Origin of the sequence: Methylocystis sp. (genome assembly GCF_021731785.1) — a bacterium.
GTDB lineage: Bacteria > Pseudomonadota > Alphaproteobacteria > Rhizobiales > Beijerinckiaceae > Methylocystis.
Map to the genome: position 1 here is coordinate 18,064 of NZ_JAKFWS010000034.1, position 14,277 is coordinate 32,340.

At 61.2% G+C, this 14,277-nt stretch carries 18 protein-coding genes and 3 tRNA genes; 3 read left to right on the plus strand and 18 right to left on the minus strand.

Annotated features, from left to right (window positions below; genetic code table 11):
* Positions 1-22: 22 nt before the first annotated feature.
* From QZ964_RS06790 to QZ964_RS06870, 17 genes are all read right to left on the minus strand, one after another.
* A tRNA-Arg gene (locus QZ964_RS06790) sits at positions 23-99 on the minus strand.
* An 81-nt stretch (positions 100-180) separates the two neighbouring features.
* Positions 181-257, minus strand: a tRNA-Arg gene (locus tag QZ964_RS06795).
* Positions 258-265: 8 nt separating this feature from the next.
* Positions 266-574, minus strand: coding sequence for an ETC complex I subunit (locus QZ964_RS06800; RefSeq protein ID WP_292530229.1), 309 nt, complete (start codon positions 572-574; stop codon positions 266-268).
* 735 nt (positions 575-1,309) lie between these two features.
* Positions 1,310-1,543, minus strand: a complete 234-nt coding sequence (locus tag QZ964_RS06805; protein ID WP_292530232.1) for a hypothetical protein — start codon at positions 1,541-1,543, stop codon at positions 1,310-1,312.
* A complete protein-coding gene (locus tag QZ964_RS06810) occupies positions 1,540-1,806 on the minus strand; it encodes a hypothetical protein (protein WP_292530235.1) in 267 nt (88 codons plus the stop codon). Before QZ964_RS06810 ends, QZ964_RS06805 begins: the two co-directional genes overlap by 4 nt.
* Before the next feature lie 362 nt (positions 1,807-2,168).
* Positions 2,169-2,507, minus strand: a complete 339-nt coding sequence (locus QZ964_RS06815; protein ID WP_292530237.1) for a hypothetical protein — start codon at positions 2,505-2,507, stop codon at positions 2,169-2,171.
* A gap of 92 nt (positions 2,508-2,599) precedes the next feature.
* Complete coding sequence (locus QZ964_RS06820; protein ID WP_292530239.1) at positions 2,600-3,355, minus strand: hypothetical protein; 756 nt, start codon at positions 3,353-3,355, stop codon at positions 2,600-2,602.
* Positions 3,356-3,391: 36 nt separating this feature from the next.
* Entirely contained in the window at positions 3,392-3,763 is a 372-nt protein-coding gene (locus tag QZ964_RS06825; RefSeq protein WP_292530242.1) for a hypothetical protein, read from the minus strand.
* A 145-nt stretch (positions 3,764-3,908) separates the two neighbouring features.
* On the minus strand, positions 3,909-5,273 hold the full coding sequence (locus QZ964_RS06830) for a phage/plasmid primase, P4 family (protein ID WP_292530245.1): 1,365 nt from the start codon (positions 5,271-5,273) through the stop codon (positions 3,909-3,911).
* Positions 5,270-5,941 (minus strand): toprim domain-containing protein, encoded by a 672-nt coding sequence (locus tag QZ964_RS06835; protein ID WP_292530249.1) that lies wholly within the window; start codon positions 5,939-5,941, stop codon positions 5,270-5,272. Before QZ964_RS06835 ends, QZ964_RS06830 begins: the two co-directional genes overlap by 4 nt.
* Complete coding sequence (locus QZ964_RS06840) at positions 5,938-6,171, minus strand: hypothetical protein (RefSeq protein ID WP_292530251.1); 234 nt, start codon at positions 6,169-6,171, stop codon at positions 5,938-5,940. The genes QZ964_RS06835 and QZ964_RS06840 overlap by 4 nt, the downstream gene beginning before the upstream one ends.
* Positions 6,172-6,321: 150 nt before the next feature.
* The gene (locus tag QZ964_RS06845) at positions 6,322-6,543 is read right to left on the minus strand and encodes a hypothetical protein (RefSeq protein WP_292530254.1); all 222 of its coding nucleotides are present in this window, start codon (positions 6,541-6,543) and stop codon (positions 6,322-6,324) included.
* 112 nt (positions 6,544-6,655) lie between these two features.
* Positions 6,656-7,345: a hypothetical protein gene (locus QZ964_RS06850; protein ID WP_292530257.1), complete on the minus strand. Its 690-nt coding sequence runs from the start codon at positions 7,343-7,345 to the stop codon at positions 6,656-6,658.
* Positions 7,338-8,513, minus strand: a complete 1,176-nt coding sequence (locus tag QZ964_RS06855; RefSeq protein WP_292530259.1) for a site-specific integrase — start codon at positions 8,511-8,513, stop codon at positions 7,338-7,340. Before QZ964_RS06855 ends, QZ964_RS06850 begins: the two co-directional genes overlap by 8 nt.
* A 148-nt stretch (positions 8,514-8,661) precedes the next feature.
* Positions 8,662-8,738: transfer RNA gene (locus QZ964_RS06860), tRNA-Pro, on the minus strand.
* 190 nt (positions 8,739-8,928) lie between these two features.
* Positions 8,929-9,381: a DUF192 domain-containing protein gene (locus QZ964_RS06865; RefSeq protein ID WP_292530262.1), complete on the minus strand. Its 453-nt coding sequence runs from the start codon at positions 9,379-9,381 to the stop codon at positions 8,929-8,931.
* 40 nt (positions 9,382-9,421) lie between these two features.
* Positions 9,422-9,991 carry a cold-shock protein gene (locus tag QZ964_RS06870; protein WP_292530265.1) on the minus strand — a complete coding sequence of 190 codons (570 nt, stop codon included), beginning with the start codon at positions 9,989-9,991 and terminating at the stop codon, positions 9,422-9,424.
* 446 nt (positions 9,992-10,437) lie between these two features.
* On the opposite strand from QZ964_RS06870, the gene QZ964_RS06875 reads away from it, so the two are divergent.
* Positions 10,438-11,907 (plus strand): aspartate aminotransferase family protein, encoded by a 1,470-nt coding sequence (locus tag QZ964_RS06875; protein ID WP_292530268.1) that lies wholly within the window; start codon positions 10,438-10,440, stop codon positions 11,905-11,907.
* A gap of 35 nt (positions 11,908-11,942) precedes the next feature.
* Here the strand turns inward: QZ964_RS06875 and QZ964_RS06880 are convergent, their stop codons facing one another.
* A complete protein-coding gene (locus tag QZ964_RS06880) occupies positions 11,943-12,833 on the minus strand; it encodes a branched-chain amino acid aminotransferase (protein WP_292530270.1) in 891 nt (296 codons plus the stop codon).
* Positions 12,834-12,968: 135 nt separating this feature from the next.
* Between QZ964_RS06880 and QZ964_RS06885 the strand changes: the two genes are divergently transcribed.
* The gene (locus QZ964_RS06885) at positions 12,969-13,529 is read left to right on the plus strand and encodes a MarR family transcriptional regulator (protein WP_292530273.1); all 561 of its coding nucleotides are present in this window, start codon (positions 12,969-12,971) and stop codon (positions 13,527-13,529) included.
* Positions 13,526-14,275 (plus strand): response regulator transcription factor, encoded by a 750-nt coding sequence (locus QZ964_RS06890; RefSeq protein ID WP_292530274.1) that lies wholly within the window; start codon positions 13,526-13,528, stop codon positions 14,273-14,275. Before QZ964_RS06885 ends, QZ964_RS06890 begins: the two co-directional genes overlap by 4 nt.
* The last annotated feature ends 2 nt before the right edge of the window (positions 14,276-14,277 follow it).

A 14,277-nucleotide genomic window follows, 5' to 3' on the forward strand; every position in this document is an offset into this window, starting at 1 on the left:
TCCTCGTCGACTTAACTTCGACTGGCGACCCCGGCAGGATTCGAACCTGCGACCTACTGCTTCGAAGGCAGTTGCTCTATCCGGCTGAGCTACGGAGCCGTCGACGGCGCAGCTTACGCCGCCCACCGTATCACCACGGTGAATGCGGCGCCAGACGACGCTCGACAGGAGAGTCATATATGGCGACCCCGGCAGGATTCGAACCTGCGACCTACTGCTTAGAAGGCAGTTGCTCTATCCGGCTGAGCTACGGGGCCGAAGGAACTCAATGCGTCCAGAGTCCGATGCGGCTGGTTTTGAAATTATCTGAATAGGATACGCCGCGCCGCGCGGCGAGATTGGGCCTCGGCTCTTCGACGCGATAGGCGAGGCCGTTGCGCTCCGCGTAGGCGATCGCTTCCTCCTTGGTCGCGAAATTGAGCCGCACCTGCTGGCGCATATCGCCCGAACTCGTCCAGCCCATCAGCGGCTCGATGCTGCGCGGGAGCTCCGGCTCAAAGTCGAGGCGCCACATGTCGGACCCGGGGCCGGACTGAGTGGCGCTCGGCGCGGGGAGATAGATTCGTGCGGTCATATGGCCTCGTTGTTGGAGCTGCGCGCGAAGGCGCTTTGTGACAGAGCGCGGCGGCGTTCGCGCTGGTCGGGGCAGCAGGACGGCAAACTAGTGCCGCATCTGCCTGAAAACACATTGAAACCGCCACCGCTAATTGCCGCCTGTCCGCCATTCCGTCCGCCATTCCGTAAAGAACGGTAACGGCCGGCTGCGAACACAGATAACACAAAAAATCCTCGCGCGAGGCATGTCGAGGATGCCGGACGGCCCGTTGCACAGTGAAACGAAAACGCCCCGCGCTTACATCCAGCGTCGGGGCGTCTCTTGGCGGCGGCAGGGTCCGGCGACTAATATGGAGGATCAAGCCGTCCCGAATCGCGCTCGCTTAGGCGCGCGCCACGCAATCCCTTGGGGTAACGATATGAAAAATAATTTTAAAATTCTGCGCCACGACGTCCCGGCTGGGGGATTTGGGCGCGCACTGACCTCTACTGAAGTTAAGGCGTTGCGCGCTTGCGGCGTGACAGTCCCGCGCGACGCGCGAGTGATCCAAAATCGCGCACCTCATTTGGGCGTCATGTATCGGCCGCTAGATGCGGGCTATTCCAACACAGGAATTTTACTTGAAACACGGGAATGATCCTTTCGGCAGGGGACTCGTCGACTAGGGGAACTCACGTCGGATCGGCGCCGAGGATGCCCATCCGTGGTCGGGGCGATCACTGGCGACGGCATGGATCGGCCTGTGCGCGCGCTTCAATTCATCGCCGCGCGGCGTTCTTCCTCGGCTTCTCTTTCGAGGATAGCAGTCAGCTTTTTCATAAAATCGAGCGCGAAGTCGTAACCCGCCGTCGAGACAAGCGCCGCGGCGCCGCCATGCACAAATTTCATCGCGAGGCCGCGCGTTTGATCGGCAGTCGCACATGCCGCGCACTGCGAGAGCACTAAGTCTACTATTCGCTTGGTTTCATCTTTTTCGGCGAGCGTCATTTGCCTTCGGCCTCCCCGCCGTCAGCCCCGAGAGCGTCGGCGGCTTCGTGGAGCGCGTCGCGGATCGCGGAATCGATCGCCAGGATGTCATGTTTCGACAGATGCGGGAGTAGCTGCGCAATGTCGGAGGCGAGCGCCAACATACGCGCCCTAATCGATGACAAAACGTCGCTCCATTCGGCCTCGACTTCTGTCGCAAGCAAATATTCGCCGCGCGTTATGGCGTTCTTTAGTTCAACGGCATCCTTTTGCGCATTCGCCAAATCGGTGCGAGCCTGCGTTAATGACGAACCGGCGCGGCCGGCGGCCTGCTCGCGATAATGCCCGAATAGGGACTGAATTGCCTGCGGATGGGGATAAAATCCACGGCGAGATTTTTTTATTATTTTTCGCTGCTCATGTTGCCCTAGAGCTTGCACGGTAATTCCGACCATTTTTGCCAGTTCGGCCGTCTTTATTTCGCCCGCTGCCAAGGATTTCACTCCTTATTGATGGGAATTAAACCCCATTACATAAATTCTGTGTAGGTCTCTCCCCCGGGCCCCGTGCCCCCTCGATGGCAAAAAAACCCCCAGAAGGACCCGGTCGCCCAAGGGCGGCTGGCGAGCGGCAGCGGTGACGCGGCTTACGAAGCGGCGCGCCGCAAGATGCGCAGCTTGCCCGAGCGCTCCGCCAGCGCGAAGGCGACGAAGTCCGTCTCCGATAGAAACTCTTGCTGCAGATCGCTGCGGTTCCGAAACTCTGCGGCGAGTTGCTCTCGCGTCGTCGCATAGCTTGGGATGCTTGGCGCGGCTGCCGTTGCGTGTTCTTTGCCTTCGGCGACGCGGCGGCAATGGCGTCCGCGTCCGTAGCTTTCGGTGAACGCCAATTGCGACTCAGTCGGCCATCGGTCGAAGCCTTGCGGCGCTCCCTCGCCTAGCAGTCCGGCACGCGCGCCGGCTCTACTCGCTTGTTCAACATTCATTTTGTCGTCTCCTTAGTTAGTGTGGGCGCGTCGCTCTGGATTGAAACGACGCGCCCGGCCGGCTGCGGTGTTGCGGAACCGCCGCCGGAACTTCACGACGCCTCGGCGTCGCCAGCGCGTAACTCCTGCGCGCGGCGTTTCAGCGGCTCGACGATGAGCGTTCGGGCTGTGTCGGCCCCCGAAAGAATGACGGCCTCTTCGCCGACGAGGCCAGCGCAGCGCGGCAGCAATAATTCGCCGATTTTCGTGTGGATGCTCAGCGCGCGCTCGACGCCAGCGCCATGAGCCATGAGCGCCGGGTTTTGCTTCCGCATTTCGAATGCGGCCGGAAGCGCATCGTGAATGGCGGCGGCTAGAATTATTCGCGCGAGAGATTCAGGGGTTGCCGGCTGCGGCAGCGTGCTCGCGTCGCAAAATACCTTCAAGCCGCTTTCCGGCGGGATCGATCTGGCGAGAGCGGCGAAGGCTTCCGCGACAGGCGCGAGCGCCGTTTCCAAGTTTTTCGTGGCCGGCCCGATCGCCGTGGCTGCGGCCTCAAGCTCGGCGGCCTTACGTGACCTATCGGCGGAGTCGCGCGCTGCCTCGATTCGCTCGATTAATTCGAGTTCGGCGAGCTCCAGCCTTTCCAGTCGAATTTGCGCGAGGTTTGCGGCGGCGTCGAGTTGCGCAATGTCGGCGTCGGCGGCGTCCGAGAGCAGCATTTCGGCGCGACGCTGGCCGTGATTTTCAACGATGCCGGCGACGGTTTTGTGCTCGGCGCGCAGACGGGCGAGGTTTGCTTCCATTTCCGCGATTGCCGCTGCGGGCGACGACTTCTTTGGCGGCTGGATAAAACTGAAAACGCCCATTTGTTCCCCGCTCGTTTCTGCCAGTGATTTTGAGAATCACATGCCGCGCGTTGAAATTGGAAGCGCGAAAAATTTCAATTTGGCGAGGTCGGAAATCCGGCGCGCGCCGATCGGCGCACCGCCGCGACTGCTGCGCAAAATTCGATGCCACGCGCGACGCTTCGAAGGCGCGCTATCCGCAAGGGAGGCGAGTGCATGTTCGCGCCGCCAGCCATTGCCCGCGTAAGAACGCAAGTCGACGGCGAGCGCCGACGCGCGCGTCCACAGCTCACCCTCATAAAGCGCCAATCCGGATTCGATCGCGTCCGTCCGCTCAGCAGCCTCAGCCGTGGCGAGCGCAGCGCGAAGCTCTTCGATCGCTAGCTCTTGCGCAGCTAGCTCGCGGCGAATTTCGTCGACGGGCGTCACGCGCGGCCTCGCGGCGGGGCGAGCGTGAGAAATGCCGGATTTCCGGCGGTTTCCGTGAAAACATGACGCAAATGACGCTGGATCGCATATCCACCGTCACGCGCGCGCGCGCGATACGCCCTAATCCCAGAGAGCGTCATTTGCGTCATGTTTCGACATCCCGATAGGTCGGGGTATTCAGGCGCAAGCCGAAAAAGCCTTGGCCAGTCATGCGTTTATGGCGAACAAAGCCCCTCGTTTCGAGATTATCGGCGAAGCGCTTTTGCGGCCCAACAAACTCCCCGGCGCGTTCCGCCCAGCCGCTCCAAGAGGCGAATAGATCGGCGAGCGACTCCCAAGCTCGCCCGTCCCGTTCGGCCTTGTCGTCAATCCATGCGGCGATGGCGTCTTCGGCTTCGAGATAGGCGGCCGTCGCATCGCGCACGGCCTGCGGTGGCTTCAGTCCTTCGCGCTGCCATTCGCGGCAACCTTCGATCATCCATTGCAGGATGGCCGGCCACTCGGCTTTGAGCTTTTCCTGTAGCTCTTCGTCGCGCCGTTCCGGCGGTATTGTTACGGTGAAGGGGATAAGGTGGAAGCGACGGCGGATTGCTTCGTCCACTGAACGCAAGCCCGGCTTGTGATTGCCGGCAATGAAAAGTTTGAACTGCGGGACAAACTCGAAAAAGTCTTGTCTCATGAAGCGCGCCGAAACCTTGTCGCCACCCGTCAGTGTTTTGATTTTCGACTCGGCCCAGCGTCTTCCCTCTTCGGTCTCGATAGCTGTGACGAGGCGCGCGCCGAGCAATCCGGCGAGGTCGGTCGGATGGCGGTCCGTGTTAGTCGCGGTGAAGGTCTCTATAGGCGCGGTTTTGTGATAGTGACCGCCAAGTATATCGGCGACGGTTTTAAGCAAAACTGACTTGCCATTGCCCCCAGTCCCATATCCGAAGAACAGCGCGTGCTCGCGGGTGACGCCGGTGAGCGCGTAGCCGCAGACGCGCCACAGATAGGCTTGAAGGTCGAGGTCGCCGGCGGTGATTTCGTCGAGGAACTGAAGCCAGCGCGGGCACTCGCCGCCTGGCGAGACGGCGGTGATTTTCGTGCAATAGTCTTCGGGCCGCGCCAGTCGCTGCTCGCCGTTGCGTAGGTCTATGACGCCGCGCGGCGCGTTCAAGAGCCAAGGGTTGGCGTCCCATTGATCTATGGTCGCCGCGATGCGCCTATCGGACTTTGCAAGCCGTTCGACTGCGGCAACGGTTTTCGCGCTTGCAATGACGCTGGCGATTTTTGGTTTGTTGCACTCGGTCGCGGCTCCGCGACATACGGCGCGCGCCATATCGAATGCGCGGAGTGTATCGTCGAATCGCCAATGCGTCCCGCGCCACGAAAGCCACTGTCCCCATTTGGCGACGTAACGAAGGTCGCCGGCGTGCTTGTCGACGAAGCGCAGCGCGAGCGCATCGTCGCTATATGCTGGCGGGCGCGGCTCAATGACTTCGACTGTCTCGATTTTGGCGTGCTGATTCACCAAGCGCACTCCTGAGTGAGCGCGCCGAGCGCGTCGTTAAAGTCTTGGCCGGGCGACAAAGGCCGATGGACGATGACGCGGCGTCGGCGGTGCGCCTCGATCGTTTTATTGACTGCGGTCGCGCCAGCTTCGTCAGCATCGGCGAAAATGTGCAGCTCGCGCACGTCGTCAGGAATGGTGACGCTGTGCATTCGCGCCGCGCCAAGGACGCACCACACGGGCACGCCGAAGAGTTCCATAGCGCTAAGGCCGGTTTCGATTCCTTCCGAAAGCCCGAGCGCCTCGCCGGCGGATCCGAGCCTCACGGCGCCGTCGTGCATGCGGCCAAAGGTCTTGCGCGGAAAGCGCACCTGCGCTTTGCGGTCGCCGCGCGGATCGATCATCGTGACTTGCACGGCGGTGATGCGTCTGTCGCCGGCCTGTAGCGCCGCGCAAATGGCGGGCAGATAGATGCGCCCCGCTATGTGCTCATAAGCCGGGAGGTAGCGCAGCGAAGGCGGCGGCTCTGTCGTGATACCGCGCGCCTGCAGATAGTGCTCGGCGACGGTCCCTATGATTGGCTCGGCGCTGCGCCAGAGCGCCAGCGCGTCGGGGTCTGGCTCGATTGGTGGCGGTTGCGGCGGGCGAAGCGGGCGAAGCGATCCACCTGTCGAGAACAGCGCCGTCATCGCCGGCCTCGCCGATATTCGCGAGCCGCTTGCGCGATCAATTCCGGCCCCGGCCCGGGCTGCGGCGCTAGGCTGCGATATGCGGCGACGCCTTCAATGACGGTCGCACGCGCCTGTCGCAGAGAAAGTTCGACAACGTGAAGGTTTTCGGCAGACGCGCCCGCAACAAGCGCCGCGCCGGCTATGACAAGGCCGTCGCCCAGCTCCGCGAGATAATCGAGGCGCAGCAAGCGCGCGTCGCGCTCGGGGCTTGGCAGTGAAGCTTGTGGGCTGCCTTGGCGCGCGGTAGTCTCGGGAACATTCGCCGCCACAGCGATGCATTCCCGAGCCCGGCCCGCGTCAGCCCGCGTGGCCGGGTTCGATGTTTGGGACATGGCGCGTCACGCGAACTCGGCTTCGCGGGCCGGCAGTGGCAGGCCGGCGATATACCTTTTCGCGATAGGTCCGCGGATGACTGTCTTTGCGCCTCTCTTTTCGACGAGCACGCGCCCGGCGGCCACGTCGGCATAGAACTTTGTGCGGCTGGTATTCGCCAACACAAGAAGCTCGGGAACCGAAAGGTTTCCGAATTCAAGACGGTCTTTCAGGCTAAGCTCGGTCACGTTTTTCGCTCCGGTTTCATTGAACCAGTGCGAACATGTGAGGAAAGCTTTCAGTAAACAATATAGATCAGGCGAATTAGCGTCAGCTCTTATAATAGCTGACAAAATAGCGTCAGCTCTTGTAATAGCTGACGCCTCCGTTCTTCCTAATACGCCCCGCAATCGCGCTATCCTTAAGCGGTTTACACTCGGCGGCCTCCATGTCCGCAGCGACGTTAGGTTCGATCTTTCGTGCGAGGGCGCGCGGGCTATATTTTTGGTCCGAACGGCGCAATTCCGCGTTCGCGTGCCTCTCGATCGATTCTTCGGCGACGGCGCTCGCTTTATCCCTCGCTGGAGCCCTCGCCTTCCGCATGATCGCGCCCTGCCGCTTGCCCTTTTCTTTTTTGTAGGCGTCGATTATCGAACTGCGCGCAGTTATCGAACTAATCGAACTAGAAATGCGCTCGGCCTGCTCTTCTTTGAGAGGTTCGCCATACTGTCCTACTAAACAGGCAGCCAAAAGCGCCCGCGCAATAATAAATCTGTCCCTAATGTGAAGATCGTCGAGCACGATCAAACATGACTTAATCGCATGCTTGGAGCGACGAAGCTCCTTTATCTCGTCGTCAGTCAAATCTCCCAGACGTAAAGCGTCATCAACTGTGGCGCTCAGCGAATTTGCAAGATGCCGTCCGTCTAAAAGTTCATAATAGGCGTCAATGTCTTGTCGGCGTTGCTTGTTTGCGGGCGATGATTTAGGCGTCACAAACTTTCCGCCAAAAATATCTCGCATCACGAAGAAGTCTCTTCGATTATTCATCGCTTTTCGCCCCGCAGGCTTGCCCGCAATAAATTGCCCACTGGTTCATGATGACACGGCGCTTGGCGATGGCCGTGCGCCGCCTATAGGCGAGCTCAACGTCATTTCCCGTTTTATGCGCCAGCGCCGCCTCCGTCAGATCACGAGCGTGTTCGGTTTCGTCTCCGCAAAAATCACGAAACGTCGAACGAAAGCCGTGAACGGTCGCGTCGCGTGCGCCGAGACGAGCGAGAACCTTGGCCATGGCGATATGGGAGAGCGGCTTTCCGCGGATTCGGCCTGGAAAGACAAATCCGCACTTGTCTCGACGCCGAGACATTTCGTCGAGAATTTCGACGCAGCGCGCGGGCAGCGGGACATAGTGAACGCGCCCACCCTTCATCCGCGACGCCGGAATCGTCCACAGCGCTTCTGACAGATCGAACTCGCTCCAGCGCGCGCCGATGACTTCGCCCGAGCGGGCGGCCGTTAAAATGCAAAATTCGAGCGCTCGGGCGGCGACACCGGGCGCAACCGCAAGGCGGCTGTAAAATTGCGGCGCGAGCTCATAGGCGAGCGCGGCGTGGTGGCCTGCCTTGGACTTGTCAGGCTTTGGGAGCAGGTGTTCGAGGTGCCCCTTCCAGCGCGCCGGATTTTCGCCATGGCGCAGCCCATGGGCTGAGGCGTAGTCGAGAACGGCCTCGATTTTCCCCCTGATTCTGTCCGCGGTTTTCCATTTGCTCAGCCAGAGCGGCTTAATGATCCCCAGCACGGCGGCCGTGTCGATGTCAGCTACCGCCCTACCGCGAATCGGCGCCATATCGCGCGTGAGCGCCAGCCGCGTCATTTCCCTGTATTTGGGATTGCCGTATTCGCCTTTTTTGGCCTCGAAGAAGGCGTCGGCGGCGTCACCGAACGACACGGCGTCGGCTCGGGCAGTCTTGCGCCGCTCGATCGGATTGAATCCCGACTTGACGAGTTGGCGCGCCTCTAGCGCCTTCTGGCGGGCTTCCGCGAGCGGAACGTCGACAAGGTTGCCAAGCCCCATCTCATGCCGCTTGCCGCGTGTCTGGAAACGAAAGAACCAATAGCGCGACAGCGCCGTCGAAACGCGAAGGTAGAGCCCGAGCCCGTCGCCATATTCGCCGGGGCCGGCGCGCGCCGCTTTCTGAGCGCTGAGCTTTTGCATCTGTCCGCCATTTTATCCGCCACTATGTTACGAACATACGTGAACAAAGGCGAACAAGCAAGAGCAGCGGCGGAAATGAAAAAGCCCCGGAAATACGGGGCTTTCTGTGCGTTTCTGTGGGATAAATCAGGGGCTTGCTAGAGGGCTTTGGTCGGGGCAGCAGGATTCGAACCTGCGACCTGAAGTACCCAAAACTTCCGCGCTACCAGGCTGCGCCATACCCCGCCGGACAGGCCGCCCTACGGCGGCCCTGCCCTCGCTCGAAATTCGCTACCACGCAAGCCCGCCCCTCACAAGGGAATGCGACTGGAGCGCACCTCGCGAATAAGCCGAACCTGGCTTCTCACGTAGAGCGCGCGCCAAATTTTTGGGATCGATCACGTTGTACGTCTCTCGGCGACCAACGCAGCGTGATCTATTGGTTAAACATGCGGTGCCGCACCTGGTCACCCGGCGCAAGCGAGATTTGCCGCGCCGCGCCGGCATTGAGCTCCAGCACCGCATAAGCTGGCGCGGGCGAGCTTATGATCCGCTCGGACAGCGGCTCCGCATCGGCCGCGACGCCCACCACCCGCCCGTCGCGCCCGATAAAAACCATGTCGAGCGCAAGGTAAGTGTTCTTCATCCACATCGAGACTGGCCGCTCGACCTTGAAGTCGAACAGCATCCCACGATCGGCCGCCATCGACTTGCGAAACATCAGCCCGCGTGCGCGCGTCTTGGGCGTGTCGGCGATTTCGACCTTGAACTCATGTTCGCCGGTCGCCGTCACGATGCGCGCGACGTCGCCCGGCGGCTCGGCCCACGCGACTGTCGCTGCAAACAGCGCCAGAAAAGCGATCAGTAAGGAGAAGGTATGCGCTTTCATTCGGAAGCGCTCCAAAGGGCGTTGCGCAGCATCGACGTCTTCAGTGCGACGGGGCGCTTTTTGCCTCAAGCGGACGCACCTCGGTCGCCATCAGTCCCTTCGGCCCGCCGCCATAACGCACAAGGACGCTCTCGCCGGGCTTAAGTTCGGTCATGCCGAAGCGGCGCACCGTTTCCATGTGCAGAAAAATGTCTTCAGTGCCTTCGCCTCGCGTAAGGAAGCCGAACCCCTTCACGCGGTTGAACCATTTAACGATAGCGATCTCATAGCCGCTCGTCGGCGTGACCTGAACATGCGTGCGCCCGGCGCACGACTGCGACGGATGGACGGCTGTCGTTTCGTCCATCGCAATGACGCGAAACACCTGCATGCCCTTGGCGCGCTTCTGCGCCTCGCAAACGACGCGCGCGCCTTCGAAAGCAGTTTGGAGGCCGCTGCGGCGGAGAATGGTGACATGGAGGAGAATGTCGGCCGAACCGTCGTCAGGCACCACGAAACCATAGCCCTTGGCGACATCGAACCATTTAATCTGTCCAGCGATTTCAACCAATTCAAGACCGGACTCATCCGATTCAGTCGCGCTCGTCGTCAAATCATCTTGAAAAGTCATTTTAGCGCCCACCGACCAACTCCCCAATGCTGATCCAGAGCATTGTCCTGACGCGCGCGTGGCGATCTTCCTAAGGCGCGCGAATCACCCCGCATCGCTCATGAATCACTTTTAACAAGATATCACCCGTGGCGCGCCATCCAACCGACAATTTTCATCCATGCCCCAATGTCTGTGGATATGCGCAGCGCTCTGACGCGAGTTTGCGAAGCCATTGGCGCACATGCTGAAACCTGCATGCGTGCGCTGCAAAGCGTGCAGCGATATTGCGCAATATAGGAAGCTCGGTCGCGGATACGGCCGGCGGCGGCGCGCAAAATCTTTGCGCCTGTGGCCCGAGCGCCACATCGACGCGATTTGACAAACGCCCCCGCGGCGCGCAATCGGAATGGGCGAGCGTCCGCGCCCTGTCGCCTGCCCCCATTTTTTCGGTTGGAGCGCCGCCAATGACCACTTCAACGACCGCCCCAGCGAGCGCGCCGAGGACTGTTCACGCTCCGGACGCCGCTTCTGGCCAGATCGATCCTCGCTACGACCTCGCCGCTCTCGTCGCCGCCCGCGAAGGCGAGCGCTTTTCGCTGCATGCGAAGCGCCTCAATGAAATGTGGGTCCGCGTTCTCAAGACGATTGGCTATGACGTAGGCTTCACGCGAGGGGTCGGCCCCTATCTGTGGGATCGCAAAGGCGACCGCTACCTCGATCTCCTGAGCGGCTGGGGAGTTTTCGCGCTTGGACGCAACCATCCGGCCGTGCGCGACGCGCTCGTGAGCGTGCTCGATGGCGAGTTCGCCAATCTCGTGCAACTTGACGTTTCGGTTCTGGCCGGCGTTCTCGCCGAAAAGCTGCTCGCCTATGCGCCTTGGCTGGACAAGGTCTTTTTCGCCAATTCCGGCGCCGAGTCGGTAGAAGCGGCGATCAAATTCGCGCGCGGCGCGACGGGTCGCTCCGGCATCTTGCATTGCGCGCATTCCTTTCACGGCCTGACTTACGGTTCGTTGTCGATGAACGGCGACGATATTTTCAAGAAAGGTTTTGGACCGCTGCTGCCGAACGCGCATGAAGTGCCGTTCGACGATCTCGACGCCCTCGAACGCGCATTGAGCAGACGCGACATCGCCGCCTTTTTCGTCGAGCCGATCCAGGGCAAGGGCGTCAACATTCCGCAAGAGGGTTATCTTCTCGGCGCGCAGGCGCTGTGCCGGAAATATGGAACGCTGTTCGTCGCAGACGAAATCCAGACCGGTTTGGGCCGCACGGGGCGCTTCTTCGCCATCGATCACTACCCGGGCGTCGAACCCGATATGATCGTCGTCGCAAAGGCGCTTTCCGGCGGTCATGTGCCGGTCGGAGCGGTGCTCACGCGCAAATGGATTTTCGACAAGGTCTTCGACCGCATGGATCGCGCCGTCGTGCACGGCTCGACTTTCAGCAAGAATGATCTCGCCATGGCGGCGGGGATCGCGACGCTGGACGCACTCGAGAACGAGCGGGTGATCGAGAATGCGGCGAAGACGGGCGACCGCCTTCTCGCGTCCTTTCAAAGAATGGCCGAAGGCTACGAGCTTGTCGCCGACGTGCGCGGCAAGGGTCTCATGATCGGCGTCGAATTCGGTCCGCCAAAGTCGCTCAAACTGAAGGCCGCCTGGAACCTGCTGGAAACTGTCAATTCGGGTCTGTTCTGCCAGCTCATCTCGATCCCGCTGTTTCGCGATCACAAAGTGCTGACGCAAGTTGCCGGACACGGCAATCACACGATCAAGCTGCTGCCGCCGCTGACGATTTCTAACGAAGATTGCGATTGGATCGAGCAGTCATTCGACGCCGTGATCGCAGACGCGCATAAGGCGCCTTCCGCAGTCTGGTCGCTCGGCAAAACTCTGGCGGAACACGCAATCAAGGCGCGAATGAGCGGCTGACCCGATTGTCGACGCGCGCCGATCCGGGGGCGCGCTTACGCGGCCGGCGACAGGGGCCTCTCCACCTCGCGCGAATAGTCTTCGATCAGCCCGCGCGAAAGCTCGCCGGGCGTAAAGCGATAGACGCCGATCTCGGACACCGGCGTCACTTCGGCCCCGGTGCCGCAGATGAAGCACTCCGAGAACGACGCCATCTCCTCCGGCATGATCCGGCGCTCGATGACGTCGATCCCGCGTCTTCTTGCCAGATCGATCACCGTCCGCCTGGTGATTCCGTCGAGGAAGCAGTCGGCGATCGGCGTATGCAGCGCGCCGTCACGGACGAAGAAGACGTTCGCGCCGGTGCATTCGGCGATGCGGCCGAGCCAATCATACATCAACGCGTCGGCGAAGCCGCGTCGTTCGGCGCGGTGCTTCGAAATTGTGCAGATCATATAAAGGCCGGCCGCCTTCGCCATTGACGGCGCCGTCAGCGGATCGGGCCGCCGGTATTCGGCGATATCCAGCTTGATGCCCTTCATCTTGGTCTCGACGTCGAACATGCTCGGCCAGTCCCAAACGGCGATCGCGACGTTGATCGTCGAATTCTGGGCTGCGACCGCCATCATTTCGCTGCCGCGCCACGCGACCGGGCGAACGTAGCAATTCGACAGGCCGTTGGCTTTGACCGTCTCGTGCTTTGCCGCGTCGAGCTGTTCCACGCTGTAGGGAATCTCGAAATCGAGAATTCGCGCGGAGTTCTGAAATCGTTCGGAATGCTCGCGCGATTTGAAGATCTCGCCGCCGTAGGCGCGTTCGCCTTCGAACACGCAAGAGGCGTAATGCAGACCATGCGACAGGACGTGAAGCTTTGCTTCACGCCAGGGAACAAGCGCGCCATTGTACCAGATAAATCCGTCGCGCTGATCGAAGGGCGGAAGCGGCATGGCAAACTCCGGGAAGACGCGATCGAAGAGGCTAAACAAGGCGCTGCAATGCGCGGTCAGCACTAGCCATCGGTCAGATTTATGTCAATATAGTTGACGTAAATAGCTCGCGCCAAACGTCAGGCAAGAACCAGCGTGAACGAACTCCTAGCGAGAAAAATGGTTGAGCCGGGCGCCGCCGCCGCTTGGCGGAACGCGGCCGCGGAAGTGGCGGCCACGAGCGACGAGAACGCTCTCGAGCTTGTCGAGCTATTTTTCTTCGCCTATCGCGATTTCGTCGGCGACGCTGACCGGCTGCTCGGAAATTACGGCTTCGGTCGGGCGCATCATCGCGTTCTCCATTTCGTCAACCGTCGCCCTGGCCTTACCATCGCGGCGCTGCTGGATATATTGAGGATCACCAAACAGAGCCTCAACCGCGTTTTGAAACAGCTTCTCGAGGCGGGCTTCGTCGAGGCGCGCGCCGGCGTTGTCGACCGCCGCCAGCGCCTGCTCTTTCCGACTCCCCTGGGAGGAACGCTCGCGCGCGATCTCGCTGCGCTGCAATCGGCGCGATTCCTGAAAGTCATGGAAGAGCTGCCGCCCGCGGCGCGCGGCGCGGCCTCCGAATTTTTGTTCGCGATGATCGACTCCGATGAGCGCGAACGCGTTCGAGCGCATCTTGCATGCGCGAAAGCGGCCGGCGACGCGCCATGACGCTCGTTCCGCATCATGCCGGCGCCCCGAACGCGAAGGCGGCGCATATACTGGTCGTGGACGACGATCAGCGCATTCGCACCCTGCTGTCGCGCTATCTGACAAAGCAAGGCTATCTGGTCAGCGCGGCGGCCGACACGAAAGAGGCGAGCGTCAGAATGCGCGATTTAGCCTTCGATCTTATCGTGTTGGACGTGATGATGCCGGGCGAAACCGGCACCGCCTTCGCGGCGCGGCTGCGCAAAAGCGCAGAACCTTTGCGTTCCGCGCCGATTCTCATGCTGACCGCCTTGACCGAGACGGCGGATCGCGTTGAGGGGCTTGAGGCCGGAGTGGACGATTACCTTGCGAAGCCCTTTGATCCGCGGGAATTGTCGCTCCGCATCGCCAGCATTCTGCGCCGCGCGCGGCGTATTGAATCGGCGGGCCCTAAGCGCTTCGGCGACTTTGTCTTCGACCCCTCGCGTGGCGAATTGCTGCGCGGCGGCGCAGCGGTTCGGCTCACCACGCGCGAGCGTGATCTGTTGCGGGCATTGGCTGAAAGCGACGGCGCTCTTGTATCGCGCCAGACCCTGGCGCAACGTGATCCAGAACGAAGCGCGAGCGAACGCAGCGTTGATGTCGAGATCGCCCGATTGCGGCGCAAGATCGAGACCGATCCGAATGCCCCACGCTATCTTCAAACCATACGCGGACACGGCTACCGTCTTCTCCTGGAGCCGCTGCGCGCCAGCCGCCAAAAATGATA